Here is a 17,502-nt window from a genome sequence, read left to right on the forward strand (position 1 = left end):
GCCAGGCAGGGGGTGTGAAGGCTCATATCGCTTTCTCAGGTATTTTTTACCGGGAACAGGCCCTGGGGCTTGATGGCCAGCACAAAGGCCATGAGCAGGTAAATCATCATGGAAGCCAGGGCTGGGCCGGCCACGTCGGCGGTGCTGCGTTCGAGAAAGCCGCGCAACAGGGAGGGAAGGACAGTACGCCCCAGCGTGTCGACGACCCCCACGATCAAGGATGCATAAAACGCCCCGCGGATCGATCCGATGCCGCCGATGACAATGACCACCATGGTCAGGATCAGTATGGGTTCGCCCATGCCGGCCTGAACCGACAGTATCGGTCCGGCCAGCAGGCCGGCGATGCCTGCCAGTACCGCGCCCAGCGCAAACAGCATGGAATTGAGCAGGACAATATTGACGCCGAGCACGCCCACCATGGTCCGGTTGGTGGATCCGGCGCGGATCAGCATGCCGATGCGGGTTTTATGCACCAGCAGGTAGCAGCCCAGGGCGACGAGCAGGCCGGCGGTAATGATGACGAACCGATAGGCCGGATAGGAAATGCCAAACAGATTGATGGCGCCGCTCAGAAATTCGGGCACTTCCATGTAATAGGGGGAAGGCCCCCAGATCATGCGGGCCAGCTCATTGAAAAACAGGATCAGCCCGAACGTGGCCAGCACCTGGTCGAGGTGATCGCGCTGATAGAGCTTCTTGAGTGCCACCCATTCAACGAGCAGCCCCAGCGCCAGCATGGCCGGAATCAGCAAGAGCGCCGCCAGCAGGAATGAGCCAGTGTAATTGTAGATGGAGGCGGCAAAGAAGGCGCCCATCATGTACAAAGAGCCATGGGCGAGGTTGACGAAATTCATGATGCCGAAAACCAGGGTCAGGCCTGCCGCCATGAGAAACAGCAGGACCCCGAGTTGCAGGCCGTTCAGGGCCTGGATGATAAAAAGAGCTAGGCTCAAAAAATACTCCTGGGGCGCTCGGGCCTGCTTATGCCTTGGGCGCCGGCTTGCGCAGCGCGTGCCGGCACCGGGGGTTCAAGAAGCGCCCGTGCGCGCAAGCCGGATCGGCGGAGCCGATTGCTGCTGCCCGCACGGGCCACCGTACTGCCTTGTTATTTCAGCGGGCAGGCAGCGGCGAAGTTGGCCCGTTTCTGGATGTGAATGGGGCTGACTGCCTTGAGCTCGGCGCCGTTGGCGCCATCGATAACGTCGACCCGGTAAAAGCCCGCTTCCGGAAACTGGTTCGAGGCGAACTTGAATGCCCCGCGCACGGACTTGAAGTCGGCCGCCTTGAGTGCGCTGCGGAAGGCGTCGGCGTTGGACACATTGCCCTTGACCTTGGCCAGCGCCGAGTCGAGCAGATTGGCCGCATCATAGGATTGCGCGGCGTACATGGACGGTTGGCGCTTATAGGCCTTGACGAAGGCTTCGACAAATTGCTTGTTTTGCGGATTGTCGAGATTCGGGGCATAGGGCGCGCTGGTAATGGCACCCGCTGCCAGCGATTTGAGCGCGGGCAGTGTGCTGCCGTCGATGGTCGAGACCGACACCAGGGGCAGCTTGCCCAGCAAACCGGCCTGGCGGTATTGCTTGACGAAGTTCACTCCCATGCCGCCGGGATAGAAGACATAGACGGCGTCGGGTTTGGCCGCTTGCAGCTGGGCGATTTCGGCCGAGTAATCGGGCTGGTTCACCTGGGTGTAGACCTCGTCGATGATCTTGCCGGTGTAGTCGCGCTTGAAGCCCGAGACCGCGTCGCGGCCCGCCTGGTAGTTCGGGGCCATGACATAGACGTTCTTGTAGCCCAGGTCGGACGTGAGCTGGCCGCCCGCTTCGTGCAGCTGGTCGTTGTCCCAGGAGGTAGAGAAAAAGTAGGGCGAGCAGGATTTGCCGGCGATCGGCGCCGGGCCGGCATTGGAGCCGATCAGGAATACCTTGCCTTCGGTAATGGGCTTGTGTATGGCCATCATGACGTTGGAGAACGTGACGCCGGTAATGATGGGTACGTGGTCGCTTTTGATCAGCTTGGAGACAGCCTGTACGCCGACATCGGGCTTGAGTTGGTCGTCTTCGCGGATGACGGTAACCGGAACGCCCCCCAGCTTGCCGCCCTTTTGCTTGATGGCCAGCATGAAGGCATCGTACTGGTCTTGGCCGAGTGCTCCGGCTGGCCCGGACAGGGTTCCGATAAAGCCGATTTTCAGGGGTTCCTGCGCGAGGCTGGCCGTGCTGGCGAGTGTGCCGCAGAGCAGCGCCGCCGAGAGGCTTCCGAGTAGAAAACTGCGTCGTTTGACGGACTTGCGAGCTGGTTTCATAGTGTCTCCTGACCGGGGATTTTATAGGTAAAACGCCTAAATTACATTAAGCTTAAAACATTTGCTATCGGGAATAACCCAATGCCTGATAATGCCTGCGTCACAGTATGCGGCAAGCGCGCTCAGCCTGGGAGATTTGCCGAATTCCGGAACAATGAAGTTTTTGGATTCAGATATGGCAATCTGGAATAGAAAGGCCCCATGCGCCGTCCGACGCATGGGGCCTTTCCTTCTTTCTATGTATGACGCCGAAACCGCCCGCGTCGCTAACGGTGCGCGGCGGCGTTTTCCTTATCGAGTCTGTGCATGATGTAGCGCTGCTGTGCAATCGACACGGCATTGTTGATGCAGTAATACAGCGCCAGGCCGGCGGGGAAGAAGAACATCATTCCGCCGAACACCAGAGGCATGACCAGCATGAGCTTGGCCTGCATGGGGTCTGGCGGCGCCGGGTTGAGCTTGATCTGCAGGAACATCGTCGCCGTCATGATGGCGGGCAGGATGAACCAGGGGTCGCGCACCGACAGGTCGTGAATCCAGAGTATCCACGGAGCGCCGCGCATTTCCACGCTGCCCAGCAAGACCCAGTACAACGAGATGAAGACCGGTATCTGTATGACCATGGGCAGGCATCCGCCGAGAGGATTGATTTTCTCGGTGCGGTACATTTCCATCATGGCCGCGTTCATTTTGGCCTTGTCGTCGCCGAATTTGTCTTTCAGCAATTTCAGCCGCGGGGCGACCAGTTTCATCTTGGCCATGGAGCGGTAGCTGGCGGCCGAAAGCGGGTAAAACACGGCTTTGATCAGCAGGGTCAGCGCCACGATCGTCCAGCCCCAGTTGCCCAGCAGGGCGTGCAGCCAGGTCATGATCTTGAACAGTGGCTTGGCAATAATGGTGAGCCAACCGTAGTCGACCACCAGTTCGAGGCCCGGTGCCAGGGCGCTCATGGCCTTTTGATCTTGCGGTCCAACCCAGAGGCGCGAATCGACAACATGGTGCTGGCCCGGATCGATCGTGCCGACCGGCTCGATGGAGCGCACGGCAAACAGATTGTTCGACAAGTGCAGCATTTCGTTTTGTCGGAGGGTGCCTTGCGGGGGCACCCAGGCGGTGGCAAAGTAGTGCTGCACAATGCCTATCCAGCCATTGTTGGCCTTTTTGATGTAGCTGGCCTTGCCCTTTTCGATATCGGAAAAGCTGGCCTTCTGGAACTTGTCTTCGCTGGAATAGATCGCCGGGCCGGTAAACGTGTGATAGAACTTCGAGGTATTGGGAGGGTCGTTGCCGTCACGCGTGAGCTGCAGGTACAGCGAAGGATTGATAGGCGTGTTGCCCAGGTTATAGATATCGCTTTGTACATCGATATCGTAGCGATCCTTGTACAACGTATAGGTCTTGACGACCTTGACGCCATCGCTTTCGGCCTGGAACACCACCTTGATCGAGTCGCCGGTGGGGCTGGCTCCCGAGGACACGAGGTGGAATGGGGTCAGGTGCGTGGGGTAGCTTTGGCCCTGGGGAGCGCCGACTACGCCGCTTTGAACAAGATAGGTCGAGTTCGGGCCGGAATCGTCCAGCAAGACCATGGGCTGGTCGGGATGCTCGGGCGAGTTGAACTTGAGCAGTTCCGCCCTGACCAGTTGTGCGCCCAAGGTATCGAAAGTCAGCTTGTAGACGTCGGTCTTGATGGTGACTTTTTCAGAGGTGCTGGCAGGAGCCGGGGCATTGCCGGGCACAGTCGCCGTCTGGGGCTCGGTCTTCGCGGCTGGAATTCCGGAGGGGATGCTGGCGTTCACGGACGCGTTGGCAGCCGGCGCCGGCTTGGGGGCCTCGGCGGTCTGAGTTGCGAACGGGTTGCCTCCAAATAGCGAGGGCTTGCCGTTATGAGTCTGCCAGTTGTTCCAGAGGAGCAACAGCGAGAAAGAGAAAATCATCCAGAGGACGGTGCGTCGGATATCCATAGCGCCTGTATTAGGTTAAAGCTGAGCAAAAAGCCCATCAGTTTAACGTAGCTCAGCTGAATCGCAGATGAGCGGAAGAACGTCTAAAAAACGGCGGCGTGTCAAGGGCTTGAACCGCCGGACCTACCGGTGTTTGTGCTTCGGGCCCGGCACCGGGTCGAATCCACCCGGACACCAGGGATGGCAACGGCCAATGCGTCTGGCCGCCAGCCACAAACCGTGCAGCGGCCCGTGCACTTCGATGGCTTCGATGGCGTAGGCCGAGCACGTTGGGGTAAAACGACAACTTCTTCCCAGCCAGGGGCTGAGAAAATACCGATAAAACCGGATCGGTGCGATCAACACTGCTTTCATCATCGCAGGGCTCGATCCAGAAGGCCATCCACTTCGTGGCGCACGATTTGCTTCAGCCCTGTCAGCGAGACGGCATCGACCCGGGAATGGAGCCGAAACACAAAGTCGTGCAAGGGCAATTCATGGCGCCGGTGGCGAAATGCCTCGCGGATGACGCGCTTGATGGCATTGCGGGTCACGGCGCGGGCGGCAAAACGCTTGGCAATAATCAGCCCCAGGCGTGCGCAGCTTGCGTCGACCTGGGCTTCGCGAGGCGTTGTTACAACAAACAACGCCCCTCTGGCGATACGCTTGCCTTTAAGGGCAGAGGCGTATTCCGAGGGGCGGTGCAAGCGCGCCGCTGAAGGAAGCGTCGCACGCATGGGCGTTTGCGCCAACAGGCTAGCTGCGAGTGCCAGCAGGCCTTATTAAACGGCCAGGCGTTTACGGCCTTTGGCACGGCGCGCGTTAAGCACGGCACGGCCACCGCGGGTTTTCATGCGTACTCGAAAGCCATGGGTACGCTTGCGGCGGGTGACGGAGGGTTGGTAAGTGCGTTGCATGGATAATCCAAATAAAAGAGCTGCCAGGAGCCTGTAAAATGTTTACCGTATTCAGTGTTGCATCAACAATTGCCGCCGATACGTGTCAGGCGCATGCCTTCTACAGCATGCCCTGTACATACAGTACGTAAGGGAGAAATGCCTGCAACGCCTTACCGGCATTGCGTTTCAGCACTTATGCGGGTGCCGTGAATGGGTGCCAAAGCGCCGCCATACGTGCCGCCACACAAGTGCCAATATAAGCGCCTGGGTGTTAAAAATTCTTGAAAAGCCCATCATTTCATCAAATTATTCGCGTTTAGTCAAACCCTTAGCACAAATACTAGGGCTCGAACCGAGCCCGCCTTGTGGATAACTACCCCCTCAACAGGGTAGAATCGAGGTTTACAGAAGCGGCAGACAATGAAAGATTTTTGGCAGACCTGTGTTCAACGTTTGGAGCAGGACCTTCCCCCACAGCAGATTAGTGCATGGATTCGCCCATTGGTTCCCCTTGCGTTCGATACGGCGCAGGCGGTACTGCGGGTTTCTGCGCCCAATCGATTCAAGCTGGACTGGGTGCGCAAAAATTTTTCCCGCCAAATCGAAGTCCTGGCCTCCGAGTGGTACGAGCGTCCTGTGCAGGTAGTGTTCGAACTCGCCTCGTCTTCGTCCTCGCAGTCTTCGTCGGCCGCTGCCCCTCGTGCCCCAGCAGCCGTTTCCGCTTCCGAATCCCCAGGGGCGGGCTTGGCGCCCGCCCGGGCCGACGCCGCTGCCGTGCCCGCGCCGGCCGCGACAGTCAATGTTGCGGCCAATGTCGCCGCCGAGGCCATGCACGATCGGTCGCGCCTGAATACCGACCTGACTTTCGACAACTTCGTTACCGGCAAGGCCAACCAGCTGGCACGCGCGGCGGCGCTGCAAGTCGCGGAAAATCCGGGGGTGTCGTATAACCCCCTGTTTTTATATGGCGGCGTCGGCCTGGGCAAAACCCACCTTATCCATGCCATAGGCAATGCCTTGCTGCTGGGCGGTGCCGGTACTCGCGTGCGCTATGTGCACGCCGACCAATACGTGTCCGATGTAGTCAAAGCCTATCAGCGCAAGGCTTTCGATGAGTTCAAACGTTATTATCATTCGCTCGATTTGTTGCTGATCGACGACATTCAGTTTTTTGCCGGCAAGAATCGCACCCAGGAAGAGTTTTTCTACGCTTTCGAAGCCATGGTGGCGCAGCGCAAGCAAATCATCATTACCTCCGATACCTACCCCAAAGAGCTGGCCAATATCGACAGCCGCCTGATTTCCCGCTTCGATTCGGGCCTGACCGTGGCAATTGAACCTCCCGAGCTGGAAATGCGGGTGGCCATTCTGCTGCGCAAAGCCGAATCCGAGGGTGTCACCATGCCCGAGGAAGTCGCCTTTTTTATTGCCAAGCATCTGCGCAGCAATGTGCGCGAGCTTGAGGGGGCATTGCGCAAGGTATCGGCATATGCCCGTTTCCATGGCCGCGAAGTCCTGACCGTCGAGGTGTGCAAAGACGCGCTCAAAGACCTGTTGTCGGTGTCCAATGGCCAGATCACCGTCGAAAACATACAAAAGACCGTTGCCGATTTTTATAAAATCAAGGTGGCCGACATGTATTCGAAACGCCGGCCTGCCAATATTGCCATGCCGCGCCAGGTGGCCATGTATCTGGCAAAAGAATTGACCCAGAAAAGCCTGCCTGAAATCGGCGATTTGTTCGGCGGGCGCGATCACACCACGGTGCTGCATGCCGTGCGAAAAATTTCGGATGCTCGCTCCAAGCAATCCGAGCTTAACCATGCTCTACACGTATTAGAACAAACCTTAAAAGGATAACCATGCAACTCGTACAAACGACTCGCGATGCATTGTTGAAACCGTTGTCGACGGTGGCGGGAATAGTCGAAAGAAGAAATACGTTGCCGATTCTGGCCAACATCCTGTTGCGTAAAGAGGGCAACAAGATCGCCTTTATCGCCACCGACCTTGAAGTTCAGATCACCACCCACGCCGAGTTCGGCGTGGGTCCCGAAAACGAATCGACGACCGTGGCGGCGCGCAAGCTGCTCGACATATTGCGGGCTTTGCCCGAGTCGGGCGATGTGAAGCTGGGCCTGGCCAGCGCCAAGTTGTCGGTACAGTCGGGCAAAAGCCGTTTTGCCTTGCAAACCCTGGGCGCCGCCGAATTTCCGACCCTGTCGCAGCCCGAGAAGTGGGACGTGTCGTTTTCCCTGCCGCAAAAGACGCTCAAGCACCTCTTCAATATGGTGCACTTTGCGATGGCCCAGCAAGACATCCGCTATTACCTGAACGGCCTGTTGTTCGTGTTCGAACCGGGTTACGTGCGTGCCGTCGCCACCGATGGCCACCGCCTGGCGCATAGCGGCACAGCGGTCGAGGGTATCGAGGTCAAGCAGGATGTCATCGTGCCGCGCAAAACCGTGCTCGAAATGCAGCGCCTGCTGGGCGATACCGACGAGCCCGTGGCCATCGACGTGGCGCCTGGCCAGATTCGTTTTCGCTTTGGCGAAGTCGAACTGGTGTCCAAACTGGTCGAAGGCAAGTTTCCCGACTTTACGCGCGTCATTCCCAGCAATTACACGCGGCATTTTTCGGTCAGCCGCGAAACCTTGCAGGGCTGCCTGCAGCGGGCCGCCATTCTTACCACCGACAAGCTCAAGGGCGTACGTCTGCAGCTGTCGGATAACCAGCTCAAGATTTCCTCCACCAATGCCGAGCAGGAAGAGGCCCAGGAAGAAATCGATATCGATTACAGCCACGAGTCGCTGGACGTGGGCTTTAACGTCAGCTACCTGCTCGACGTGCTGGCCAATGTCAAGACCGAGGCCATCCAGTGGTCGGTCCAGCCCGATGTCAACGCGTCGGCATTGATCACACTGCCCGACGACGATCAGTTCAAGTATGTCGTGATGCCCATGCGCATTTAAGCGACGTTCAATTAATGTCGTATCAGCCGGCCTGGCCTTGCGGGCCAGACCGGAGTGCAGCCGCAAGGCTTTTATAAGGTTTTAAACACGCTATGTCAGATCTAACCACGAATTCCGCCGTTGCAGGATACGGTGCCGACTCGATCAAAATGCTGAAAGGGCTCGAGGCTGTGCGCAAGCGTCCCGGCATGTATATTGGCGATACGTCCGATGGCACCGGCTTGCACCATATGGTTTTCGAGGTTGTCGATAACGCCATTGACGAAGCGCTGGCCGGCTATTGCGACGATATCGTCGTCACCATCCATTCCGATAACAGCATCTCGGTCAGCGACAATGGGCGCGGCATCCCCACCGGTATTCATAAAGACGACGAATTCCATCGCAGCGCGGCCGAAATCGTCATGACCGAACTGCATGCCGGCGGCAAGTTCGACCACAACTCCTACAAGGTTTCCGGCGGCCTGCACGGCGTGGGTGTGTCCTGCGTCAACGCCTTGTCCGAATGGCTGCGCCTGACCATCTGGCGCAACGGTGAAACGCACGAAATGGAGTTTCATCGTGGCGCTCGGGTAGAGCCTCTGGCCATAACGGGCACGACCGACAAAAAGGGAACCCGGGTCCAGTTTCTGGCGGACGATCAGATTTTCGAGAATATCGAATATCACTACGAGATCCTTGCCAAGCGCCTGCGCGAGCTTTCATTCCTGAACAACGGCGTCAAGATCCGCCTGGTCGACGAGCGCCAGGACAAAGAAGAAAACTTTGCTTTCCTGGGGGGCGTGAAGGGCTTTGTCGAGTTCATCAACCGCAGCAAAACCGTATTGCACAGCAATGTGTTCTCGGTCAGCACCGAGTCCACCATTGGCGACACCACCGTCGGCGTCGATGTTGCCATGCAATGGAACGACAGCTACACCGAAACGGTATTGTGCTTTACCAACAACATTCCCCAGCGCGACGGCGGCACCCACCTGACGGGCCTGCGCGCGGCCATGACGCGTGTGTTGAACAAATACATCGCCGATAACGAAATGGCCAAGAAGGCCAAGGTCGACACCACCGGCGACGATATGCGCGAGGGCCTGGCCTGCGTCCTGTCGGTCAAGGTGCCCGAGCCCAAGTTCAGCAGCCAGACCAAAGACAAGCTGGTTTCCAGCGAAGTGCGGCCGGCTGTCGAAGAGGCGGTGGCGCGTACGCTGGAAACCTGGCTGCTGGAAAATCCCAACGACGCCAAGGCGCTGTGCAACAAGATCATCGACGCCGCGCGTGCGCGCGACGCGGCCCGCAAGGCGCGTGAAATGACACGCCGCAAAAGCGTGCTGGAAGGCGCGGGCTTGCCCGGCAAGCTGGCCGACTGCCAGGAAAAAGATCCCGCCCTGTGCGAAATCTATATTGTCGAGGGCGACTCCGCCGGCGGATCCGCCAAACAGGGCCGTGACCGCAAGTTCCAGGCCATTCTGCCTTTACGCGGCAAGGTCCTTAATGTGGAAAAGGCCCGCTTCGACCGTCTGATTTCCAGCGAGCAGATCACCACGCTGATTACCGCGCTGGGCACCAGCATCGGCCCCGATTTCAATATCGACAAGCTGCGCTACCACCGCATCATTATCATGACCGATGCCGACGTCGACGGCGCGCACATCCGCACCTTGCTGCTGACGCTGCTGTATCGTCAAATGCCTGTGCTGGTCGAACGCGGGCACATCTATATTGCCCAGCCGCCGCTTTACAAGGTCAAGGTAGGCCGCGAAGAGCGCTATCTGAAAGACGATGCCGAAGAAGCGCAATTCATGCTGCAGGTGGCGTTGAAAGACGCTTCGTTGATCCCCGCGGATGGCGCAACGCCCATTACCGGCGATGCATTGGCCGAACTGGCACGTCAATACATTCTGGCCGACACGGTCATCAATCGTTTATCGCGCTACACCGATATGGCGTCCCTGTCGGCCATGGCCGAAGGCGTGGAGATCAGCCTGATCGATGCCGAACAGGCCGCCGCGTCCGCCAAGCGCCTGCAAGACGCGATCGACGACCCATCCGTTCCAAACGGTGTCACGGTTACCGCCGAGCACAACGAAGAGGCCGATTCATGGCGTCTGGTGGTGCATCGCATGCACCATGGCAATGTGCGCGTCAGTGTCTTCGATCGCAGCTTTGTGCGCGGAGCCGACTACGCCATTCTTGCCAAGGCCGCCAAAACCTTCCTGGGTCTCATGGGCATAGGCGCCTTGGTGGTGCGCGGCGAGGGCGAGAAGCGCAAGGAAAAGTACATTTCCGACTTCCGCGAGGCCATGCAATGGCTGCGCGGCGAGGCCGACCGCAGCATCAGCAAGCAACGCTACAAAGGCCTGGGCGAAATGAATCCCTCGCAGCTCTGGGAAACCACCATGGACCCCACTGTGCGCCGCTTGCTGCGCGTGCAGATCGAAGACGTGATTGCCGCCGATGAGGTGTTTACAACGCTGATGGGGGATAACGTGGAGCCGCGCCGGGCGTTTATTGAGGCGCACGCGCTGCAGGCAGGCAATATTGATGTTTGAGGGTTGTAGTATTTCGGAAAAATGGCCAAGTGTTGTGGGAAAAGTCAGCCATCTGTAGCGACTGGGAAAATGACCGCCAATCAGGCGGTCATTTTTTAAATGGTGCAATAACTGCTTCTCGAGCCCCACTATTCGCCCCGATGACATCAAGCATAACTTTGCCGACCGTCTCGATACGAAGCGGGAATTGCCGCGTCCGAGTTTCCGTAGTCGCAGGACTACGGCTGGTCTCCGACACGACGCTTAGTCACCGCGAAGTGCCGCCCGGCTTCGCCACCGACAAGACATAGCCCTTGCACATAAGGGCGAGTTGGCTGCGTAGCATATTCAACATGGCTGGCGTAGCGCCGCTTTCAAAGACCGCACGGGCCGTGCCTGTCATTGCGGCCTGCATGGTGAAGGCCACTGCGGGCGCATCGTCGAACTTGGTGTTGGTGGCGTTCTGCAACAGATTCACGATCGCGTGATGAATGCGTTTCGATATCTCGCCGCGCAGCTCCCCCACCTCCAGCTCCGCCGCCACTTTGTACAGGACCTTTGATACGGGCACGCACACGGCTTTCGCATCGATGTAAGCCGCGACGAGAGAATCCACCATTGTGCTCACCGAATCGCCCTGATGCGCTTCACAGGCCGCCTCCACCGCAGCGGCGATGCCGTTCAGGTGGCGCTGAAGAACGGCATAGAGCAGCGCCTGCTTATGCGGGAAATACTGATACAGGGTTCCCACTGACACCCCCGCCCGCTCCGCCACCCGCGTGGTGGTCAGCTTATAGGGGCCGCCAGCTAGAAGAACCTGAATAGCCGCCTGAAAAATGACGTCGACAGTGACCTCTGAGCGCGCCTGACGCGGCGTCTTTCTTGGCTTCAAGTCCAACGCGGTTGGAAGTTTCATACGCGAATTCAAAATATGAAGGAATCTTCATAAACTACTCCAATCACGGGATTTTTCCAACTACGGATCAACGAGGACTCCAAGAGAATGCAACACACCCCATCTCGTCTGGCGCTGGTTACAGGCGCCAACAAGGGCATCGGTTTCGAAATCACGTGGCAGCTTGGAAAGGCTGGTGTCCATGTGCTGCTCGGTGCCCGGGACGCCAGATTAGGTGCCGCCGCCGCTTCCGCGCTTCGTGCGGAAGGCATAGCCGCCCATTTCGTCCTTATTGATCTGAACGATGGCGCCACCCTTCGCGCCGCCGCCATGGCGATCGAAAGCGAGCATGGACGTCTGGATATTCTGGTCAACAACGCCGGTTGTCGCGACGAGGCGGATGGCCTGCCGGGGCAAGCCGATATCGATGCGGTGCGGCACGTTTTCGATGTGAACTTCTTTGGCAGCCTGGCGGTCACCCAGGCCATGCTGCCCTTGCTGTGCAAGTCGTCCTCGGCACGGATTGTCAATGTATCCAGCGAGCTGGGCTCGCTCATGCTCAACAGTGATCAAGACTGGGAATTCGCGCACGTCAAACTGCTGGGCTACAACGCGTCCAAGGCAGCCTTGAACATGTTCACGGTATTGCTGGCCGCCGAACTCCGAGGCGCCGGCATCAAGGTGAATGCCGCCAACCCAGGATTCACCGCAACCGATCTGAATGGCCACCGTGGGCACCTGACCGCGGCGCAAGGCGCCGTCTCGGCGACGCGTCTTGCATTGCTTGATGACGGCGGGCCGACGGGCGGTTTTTTCAGCGCTGACCAACCAGCACCGTGGTAGATGCCAGGGGAATTACCCCAAGCCCCGAACGCAGGGTGCAAGAGTTTCACAACCAAGGCATAACATAGAAATGGACAAAAATACTGTCATCCACCGTCCCCCGACTCCTGATTGGTCATCCATCTCGGATGAGGAATTAGCGGCCTACAGCGTGGCGGAGAATCGATATCGAGCCTCTGGTGCGGCTCGAGCACTTGTTGGCGAGCCCGATGCGGACGCTTTCATCACATGGAAGGAGCTGGCATTACCTGCCCACGGGCTCCCGGTGCGCGTTTATCGGCCTGCGACGAAACATGAGGCCGATGATTCAGCTGGAAAGATGAAGCTACCACTGGTGCTTCATGTCCATGGCGGCGGTTTCGTCGGAACAGCGGTGCAGAGCGACTGGGTGAACAGTCATCTTGCGACGCACATGCCGGCTGTCGTGGTCTCTGTGGAACATCGCCTTTTAAGCCAGGCCGCATCACTGCCGACGGCTGTGGACGATCTGTGGGATGTGCTTCGATACGCAATCGAACACGCCGATGGGTTGGGTATCGATCCAACACGAATCGCTGTATTCGGCGAGAGTTGCGGGGCCTTGATCAGTGCCCTTGCCGCAATCCGTGCGGCGAAAACTGGCGTCACGTTGCAAGCGCAGGTGTTGGTAAACCCGGTCACCGATGTCTCGGCGTCGATGTTCGCCTATCCTTCCATGAGCCAGTTCGCCCACACGCCGACGCTCTCTGTCGAGGCTCTGCAGCTCATCCAGCGGCTCGCTGTGCCGGCCGGCATCAATGCACATAGCTTGTCACCGCTACACGCCGATGACGTCGCGAAAGTCGCGCCAACACTCGTCATTATCCCAACTGACGATCCCTTGGCCGACCAAGGCCGATGTTACGCCGAACGATTGCGATGGGCGGGGGTGGCAACGCAGGTCACCGAATTTCGAGGGGTTGGCCATGCATTCCTGAGTTTGCCCGGTATCGTGCCGCAAGCGCTGCCAGCCAGGGGGGCGATCCATACTTTTTTACAGTCGGCTTTGTCGCCTGTGATGGCATAGGGTCAGCACCGGCAACAGCGGGTTCGAAGCCGATTGAGCAATCCGGCTTATCCTTGCACGAAAAGCACAGGACCCTTGCAATGTGCGTGCTATTGATCGAAGACTGTTGCCACTGGGCGCATTGCAGTCGTTTTGCGGGTAATAGGTGCGAGTTTCCGCGAGGCCGCCACCAGCGCCTTTCTTTGCGGTTATCATGTCGCGCTTGCGGCCTGCGTGTTGTGCCTGCTAATTGCCCTGTTGATCGCGGCGACGGCATTCCGAGCAGACTCGGGCGCTGAGAATTGAGTTGAGAAATTGTGGCCTGGATTGCCGATGCTCCGGTTACATCCGTTACTCAGAAACGTCAGCGATAGTTCCCCTTGATGCTGTAACTAGCTTCGTCTGGTACGAGCTCTGGTCACGCGCCGCATTCTTGCGTACACTTCCCGACATGCTACGCATCGACAATCTCAGCAAGCGCTATGACGACCATCTCATATTCCAGGGGCTGACTCATACATTCCCCCCTGGATGTGTGGCGCTATGCGAAGAAGACAGCACCGGCAAATCCAGCTTGCTGGGCATCATAGCGGGCGTTGTCGCGCCGGATGCCGGGGACGTCTGGATCGACGGGTATTCGCTAACCCAGTCGCCGCTGCAAGCCAAGGCCCGCATAGCCTATGTGCCCGACAATTGCTTGACGTTTCCCATGCAGACGGGGCGTGGATTGCTCGAGAAAGTCGCCTTGGAAAAGAACACAACACTCGATGATGCCGTGCTCGATCTGGCCTACGAACTGGGGCTGGAGCCGCATCTGGACAAGCGCTTCGAACAGATGTCGACGGGTACGCGCCGTAAGGTTTTCCTGACGGCCGCCGCCTTGGGCGAACCGGCCGTCGTCATCGCGGATGGCCCCAGCAATGGGTTGGACGTGCGGGCTTGCTCCGTATTGGCCGAACAGTTCAAAACCTGGTCCCGGGATCGTGTTGTGCTGTTTGCCAGTCACGATCCAGGACTGGTGCGGACTTGTGGGGCAAGTGCAATCAATATTGCCGCACTATGTTAGGCGACGGCGCTGCTACTATCGTTGCTCTGGTCTCGGCGAATACGGAGAGTAAGTAGTCATGCATGAAATCATCTGCCCGCACTGCAGGAAGGCCTTCAAGATTGACGAGGCCGGGTACGCAGACATTCTGAAGCAGGTTTACGACAGCGAGTTCGAGCAGCAGTTGCACGAGCGGCTTGAGCTTGCCGAGCAAGACAAGCGGAGTGCCGTCGAACTTGCCCAGGCCAAGGTCACTAGCGAACTGCAGAGCGTTGCTTCGGCCAAGGATGCCGAGATCCGGGAACTCAAGGCCACGCTCGATGCCGGTGAGGTCGCGCGGAAACTCGCGGTAACCGAGGCCTTGAGCGCTGTGGAAAAAGAGCGTGACGCGCTCGCGAACGAACTTGAGCAAGCGAAGCGTGATGGGCAAGCCGCTTCCAGGCTGGCTGAAGCGATACTCGTGAACGAACTGCAGAAGGCCGCGGCCGCAAAGGACGCGGAGATCCAGGGCCTGAATTCCAAGCTCGATGCCATCGAAGTTGCTCAGAAACTCGCGATCACCGAGGCGGTCAGTGCGGTCGAGAAGGAGCGCAACGAACTGAAGAGCGGCCTTGAGCGTGTGGAGCTTGAGAAGCAGCTCGCCGAGAAGTCGCTCAAAGACAAGTACGAGACGCAGATCAAGGATCGCGAGGACACGATCGAGCGTCTCCGGGACATGAAGGCTCGCCTGTCGACCAAGATGGTCGGCGAAACTCTGGAGCAGCACTGCGAGACCGAGTTCAACCGAATTCGAGCGACAGCCTTTCCTAGGGCCTATTTCGAAAAGGACAACGACGCGCGGACTGGAAGCAAGGGCGATTACATCTTTCGCGACTCCGATGAGGCTGGCACAGAGATCGTCTCGATCATGTTCGAAATGAAGAACGAGAGCGATCGCACCGCGACGAAGAACAAGAACGAGGACTTCCTGAAGGAGCTCGACAAGGATCGCACCGAAAAGGGCTGCGAGTATGCGGTGCTGGTCTCCCTGCTCGAGCCTGACAGTGAGCTCTACAATACCGGGATCGTCGACGTATTCCACCGCTATCCGAAGATGTACATTGTCCGCCCGCAATTCTTTCTTCCGATCATCACACTGTTGCGAAATGCGGCGATGAACTCGCTCAAGTACAAGTCGGAGCTGGCGGTCGTCAAGGCGCAGAACATTGACATCACGGATTTTGAAACTCAGCTCGAGACATTCAAGAGCGCATTCTCGAAGAACTACGACCTTGCCTCCAGGCGCTTTCAAATAGCAATTGAGGAGATCGACAAGTCGATCGACCATCTGCAGAAGACGAAGGATGCTCTGCTCGGCACCGATCGAAACCTTCGTCTTGCAAACGATAAAGCGCAGGACGTGACGATCAAGAAACTGACTCGGGGCAACCCGACGATGGCGGCCAAGTTTGCCGACCTAAAGGATCATGGCCCTTCCGATAAGGAATGAGTCCGGCCATCGGTGCCGATTTGTGTACCCGTAATCTCGACCGCCCGAGTTTTGCGTCGAAAATTGTCCCTGATAGCATTGTTGCTACAATTCGTACGGCGTGCAATTGGATCATGGGGGTCCTGATGGGGAAAAGCCTCGAAATGCTATTGCGCAGGCTTTCGGTACGGCAACGGATGATGGCGGTCATGGCGGTGCTCTTGCTGCCGCTGGCGGTGCTCAGCGCGGTGAGCGTGATGGTTCTGAACGAACAGGAGATGGCCTTTCGCGATTCCGTCGAGGAGTCGGTACACGGCCTGATCCCGCTAACCACGCTGGAGTATTACCTTCAGCAAGCTCTGGTGGATGAACTGCTGGCCGAGTCGAATGACTCCGTACCGGGCTTCGCCGGACTCACCCAGAATATCGATAACAGCTTTTCCAGCATTGGTGTCGGCATGGACAGCAAGGATGTGCCGGAGGATGCTCTGGAAGACGCGCAGAAGTCCTGGTTGCAGGCGCGCCCTTCGGTTCGTCGCCTGGTGCAGCAGGTGCACACCCAGCATGGGAGTGATGCCGCGACCAACCTCCATACGCGCGCGGAACTGGAGCAGGCGGCCCGGGATATCTCAAGTGCTCGCGTGAGTCTGTCCAATGTGCTCAGGGTTCGATATGAAAAGGCGGTCGCGCGGCGCAAGGACCAGTTGCACTGGTTGATGTGGAGCTGGGTGCTCACCCTGACGGCAGCCGCCTTGCTGGCCATGGTTTTCTTGCGCTCGCTGCTGCGACCTTTGCAGGCATTGACGCAGGCTGCACGCTCCGTCAACGACGGCCAGGCCGGTGTGCGAGTGGATGTCGGCGGGCGAGACGAATTGGCGGTGTTGGCCGATTGCTTCAACCGGATGACGGCCAACTGGGAGACCACCCACGCCAACCTCAAGACAGAAGCCATCAAGGATCCGCTTACCGGCGTGCTCAATCGTCGAGGCATTCTCTCCCGGCTGGACGCCGAACTGGAGCGGCATAGACTGCGCGGGCAACCGTTGAGCGTGCTGGCGATGGATCTGGATCGTTTCAAGTTCATCAATGACCACTATGGCCATAGCATGGGCGATCGCGCCTTGACGTGGGTCGCCGAAACTTTGCGCAGCATTTTGCGTGAGAATGATCACCTGGGGCGGCACGGCGGCGATGAATTCATCGCGGTGCTGCCGCTGACGAGCCACTCCAAGGCGCTGGAGATCGCTCATCGCATTGGCGCGGTGATCCGGGAGGGCGCCGCCCGTGCAGCGATCTATCCGGAGATCACGATCGGTGTGGCCACCATGCCTGAAGATGGTGATCAGGCCAAATCATTGCTGGAAGCGGCGGACGCCAGGCTTTATGCGCAGAAGCATCACCGCGCCAAAGATGATGCAAGCAAAAAAGAGTGAGGCTCTATGAGGGCACCGCGAACCCCCCCCCCTCATAGCCGGCGTTTCTTCTTTCCTACAGCCGTGAGGGCTCGCAATCATTTCGGGCGATGGAGGGTTTGCGTCCAGCCTGGCCGGCGATGCCGCAAGCAGGTAAAGCGACTTTGT

General features: G+C 58.4%; 15 protein-coding genes. 8 read left to right on the forward strand and 7 right to left on the reverse strand.

Going from position 1 to position 17,502, the window contains the following annotated elements; all coding sequences use genetic code 11:
- Positions 1 to 35 precede the first annotated feature (35 nt).
- From ACYVIS_RS08690 to rpmH, 6 genes are all read right to left on the reverse strand, one after another.
- Complete coding sequence (locus ACYVIS_RS08690) at positions 36 to 956, reverse strand: branched-chain amino acid ABC transporter permease (RefSeq protein WP_232741879.1); 921 nt, start codon at positions 954 to 956, stop codon at positions 36 to 38.
- Between the two features lie 152 nt (positions 957 to 1,108).
- Entirely contained in the window at positions 1,109 to 2,311 is a 1,203-nt protein-coding gene (locus ACYVIS_RS08695; protein ID WP_232741878.1) for an ABC transporter substrate-binding protein, read from the reverse strand.
- A 266-nt stretch (positions 2,312 to 2,577) separates the two neighbouring features.
- Positions 2,578 to 4,275: a membrane protein insertase YidC gene (gene yidC / locus ACYVIS_RS08700; RefSeq protein ID WP_460873777.1), complete on the reverse strand. Its 1,698-nt coding sequence runs from the start codon at positions 4,273 to 4,275 to the stop codon at positions 2,578 to 2,580.
- A gap of 123 nt (positions 4,276 to 4,398) precedes the next feature.
- On the reverse strand, positions 4,399 to 4,632 hold the full coding sequence (yidD, locus tag ACYVIS_RS08705; RefSeq protein WP_460873778.1) for a membrane protein insertion efficiency factor YidD: 234 nt from the start codon (positions 4,630 to 4,632) through the stop codon (positions 4,399 to 4,401).
- Positions 4,629 to 4,991 carry a ribonuclease P protein component gene (rnpA, locus tag ACYVIS_RS08710; protein WP_460873779.1) on the reverse strand — a complete coding sequence of 121 codons (363 nt, stop codon included), beginning with the start codon at positions 4,989 to 4,991 and terminating at the stop codon, positions 4,629 to 4,631. Before rnpA ends, yidD begins: the two co-directional genes overlap by 4 nt.
- 45 nt (positions 4,992 to 5,036) lie before the next feature.
- Positions 5,037 to 5,171: a 50S ribosomal protein L34 gene (rpmH, locus tag ACYVIS_RS08715; protein WP_232741874.1), complete on the reverse strand. Its 135-nt coding sequence runs from the start codon at positions 5,169 to 5,171 to the stop codon at positions 5,037 to 5,039.
- A gap of 402 nt (positions 5,172 to 5,573) precedes the next feature.
- Here rpmH and dnaA point away from each other — a divergent pair, with 402 nt between their 5' ends.
- The 3 genes from dnaA to gyrB all read left to right on the forward strand — a co-directional run bounded on the left by dnaA (position 5,574) and on the right by gyrB (position 10,668).
- Positions 5,574 to 7,013, forward strand: coding sequence for a chromosomal replication initiator protein DnaA (gene dnaA, locus ACYVIS_RS08720; RefSeq protein ID WP_460873780.1), 1,440 nt, complete (start codon positions 5,574 to 5,576; stop codon positions 7,011 to 7,013).
- Between the two features lie 2 nt (positions 7,014 to 7,015).
- Positions 7,016 to 8,125 (forward strand): DNA polymerase III subunit beta, encoded by a 1,110-nt coding sequence (gene dnaN / locus ACYVIS_RS08725; protein ID WP_232741872.1) that lies wholly within the window; start codon positions 7,016 to 7,018, stop codon positions 8,123 to 8,125.
- A gap of 92 nt (positions 8,126 to 8,217) precedes the next feature.
- A complete protein-coding gene (gyrB, locus tag ACYVIS_RS08730) occupies positions 8,218 to 10,668 on the forward strand; it encodes a DNA topoisomerase (ATP-hydrolyzing) subunit B (protein ID WP_232741871.1) in 2,451 nt (816 codons plus the stop codon).
- Between the two features lie 247 nt (positions 10,669 to 10,915).
- Here gyrB and ACYVIS_RS08735 read toward each other — a convergent pair whose 3' ends face one another.
- Complete coding sequence (locus ACYVIS_RS08735; RefSeq protein ID WP_460873781.1) at positions 10,916 to 11,563, reverse strand: TetR/AcrR family transcriptional regulator; 648 nt, start codon at positions 11,561 to 11,563, stop codon at positions 10,916 to 10,918.
- An 87-nt stretch (positions 11,564 to 11,650) separates the two neighbouring features.
- Between ACYVIS_RS08735 and ACYVIS_RS08740 the strand changes: the two genes are divergently transcribed.
- The 5 genes from ACYVIS_RS08740 (at position 11,651) to ACYVIS_RS08760 (ending at position 17,355) form a co-directional block, all read left to right on the forward strand.
- The gene (locus tag ACYVIS_RS08740) at positions 11,651 to 12,385 is read left to right on the forward strand and encodes an SDR family NAD(P)-dependent oxidoreductase (RefSeq protein WP_460873782.1); all 735 of its coding nucleotides are present in this window, start codon (positions 11,651 to 11,653) and stop codon (positions 12,383 to 12,385) included.
- Between the two features lie 70 nt (positions 12,386 to 12,455).
- On the forward strand, positions 12,456 to 13,430 hold the full coding sequence (locus tag ACYVIS_RS08745; protein WP_460873783.1) for an alpha/beta hydrolase: 975 nt from the start codon (positions 12,456 to 12,458) through the stop codon (positions 13,428 to 13,430).
- Between the two features lie 430 nt (positions 13,431 to 13,860).
- Positions 13,861 to 14,475, forward strand: coding sequence for an ABC transporter ATP-binding protein (locus tag ACYVIS_RS08750; protein ID WP_232744726.1), 615 nt, complete (start codon positions 13,861 to 13,863; stop codon positions 14,473 to 14,475).
- A gap of 58 nt (positions 14,476 to 14,533) precedes the next feature.
- A complete protein-coding gene (locus ACYVIS_RS08755; RefSeq protein ID WP_460873784.1) occupies positions 14,534 to 15,943 on the forward strand; it encodes a DUF2130 domain-containing protein in 1,410 nt (469 codons plus the stop codon).
- Complete coding sequence (locus ACYVIS_RS08760) at positions 15,940 to 17,355, forward strand: GGDEF domain-containing protein (RefSeq protein WP_232741858.1); 1,416 nt, start codon at positions 15,940 to 15,942, stop codon at positions 17,353 to 17,355. Before ACYVIS_RS08755 ends, ACYVIS_RS08760 begins: the two co-directional genes overlap by 4 nt.
- The last annotated feature ends 147 nt before the right edge of the window (positions 17,356 to 17,502 follow it).

The sequence above is a fragment of the Paralcaligenes ginsengisoli genome, assembly GCF_054781135.1.

Excerpts from the sequence above, each read along its gene's own strand:
- ACYVIS_RS08695 (WP_232741878.1), bottom strand. The coding sequence starts at position 2,311 with ATGAAACCAGCTCGCAAGTCCGTCAAACGACGCAGTTTTCTACTCGGA.
- yidC (WP_460873777.1), bottom strand. The coding sequence starts at position 4,275 with ATGGATATCCGACGCACCGTCCTCTGGATGATTTTCTCTTTCTCGCTG.
- yidD (WP_460873778.1), bottom strand. The coding sequence starts at position 4,632 with ATGATGAAAGCAGTGTTGATCGCACCGATCCGGTTTTATCGGTATTTT.
- rnpA (WP_460873779.1), bottom strand. The coding sequence starts at position 4,991 with ATGCGTGCGACGCTTCCTTCAGCGGCGCGCTTGCACCGCCCCTCGGAA.
- rpmH (WP_232741874.1), bottom strand. The coding sequence starts at position 5,171 with ATGCAACGCACTTACCAACCCTCCGTCACCCGCCGCAAGCGTACCCAT.
- dnaA (WP_460873780.1), top strand. The coding sequence starts at position 5,574 with ATGAAAGATTTTTGGCAGACCTGTGTTCAACGTTTGGAGCAGGACCTT.
- dnaN (WP_232741872.1), top strand. The coding sequence starts at position 7,016 with ATGCAACTCGTACAAACGACTCGCGATGCATTGTTGAAACCGTTGTCG.
- gyrB (WP_232741871.1), top strand. The coding sequence starts at position 8,218 with ATGTCAGATCTAACCACGAATTCCGCCGTTGCAGGATACGGTGCCGAC.
- ACYVIS_RS08735 (WP_460873781.1), bottom strand. The coding sequence starts at position 11,563 with ATGAAACTTCCAACCGCGTTGGACTTGAAGCCAAGAAAGACGCCGCGT.
- ACYVIS_RS08740 (WP_460873782.1), top strand. The coding sequence starts at position 11,651 with ATGCAACACACCCCATCTCGTCTGGCGCTGGTTACAGGCGCCAACAAG.
- ACYVIS_RS08745 (WP_460873783.1), top strand. The coding sequence starts at position 12,456 with ATGGACAAAAATACTGTCATCCACCGTCCCCCGACTCCTGATTGGTCA.
- ACYVIS_RS08750 (WP_232744726.1), top strand. The coding sequence starts at position 13,861 with ATGCTACGCATCGACAATCTCAGCAAGCGCTATGACGACCATCTCATA.
- ACYVIS_RS08755 (WP_460873784.1), top strand. The coding sequence starts at position 14,534 with ATGCATGAAATCATCTGCCCGCACTGCAGGAAGGCCTTCAAGATTGAC.
- ACYVIS_RS08760 (WP_232741858.1), top strand. The coding sequence starts at position 15,940 with ATGAGTCCGGCCATCGGTGCCGATTTGTGTACCCGTAATCTCGACCGC.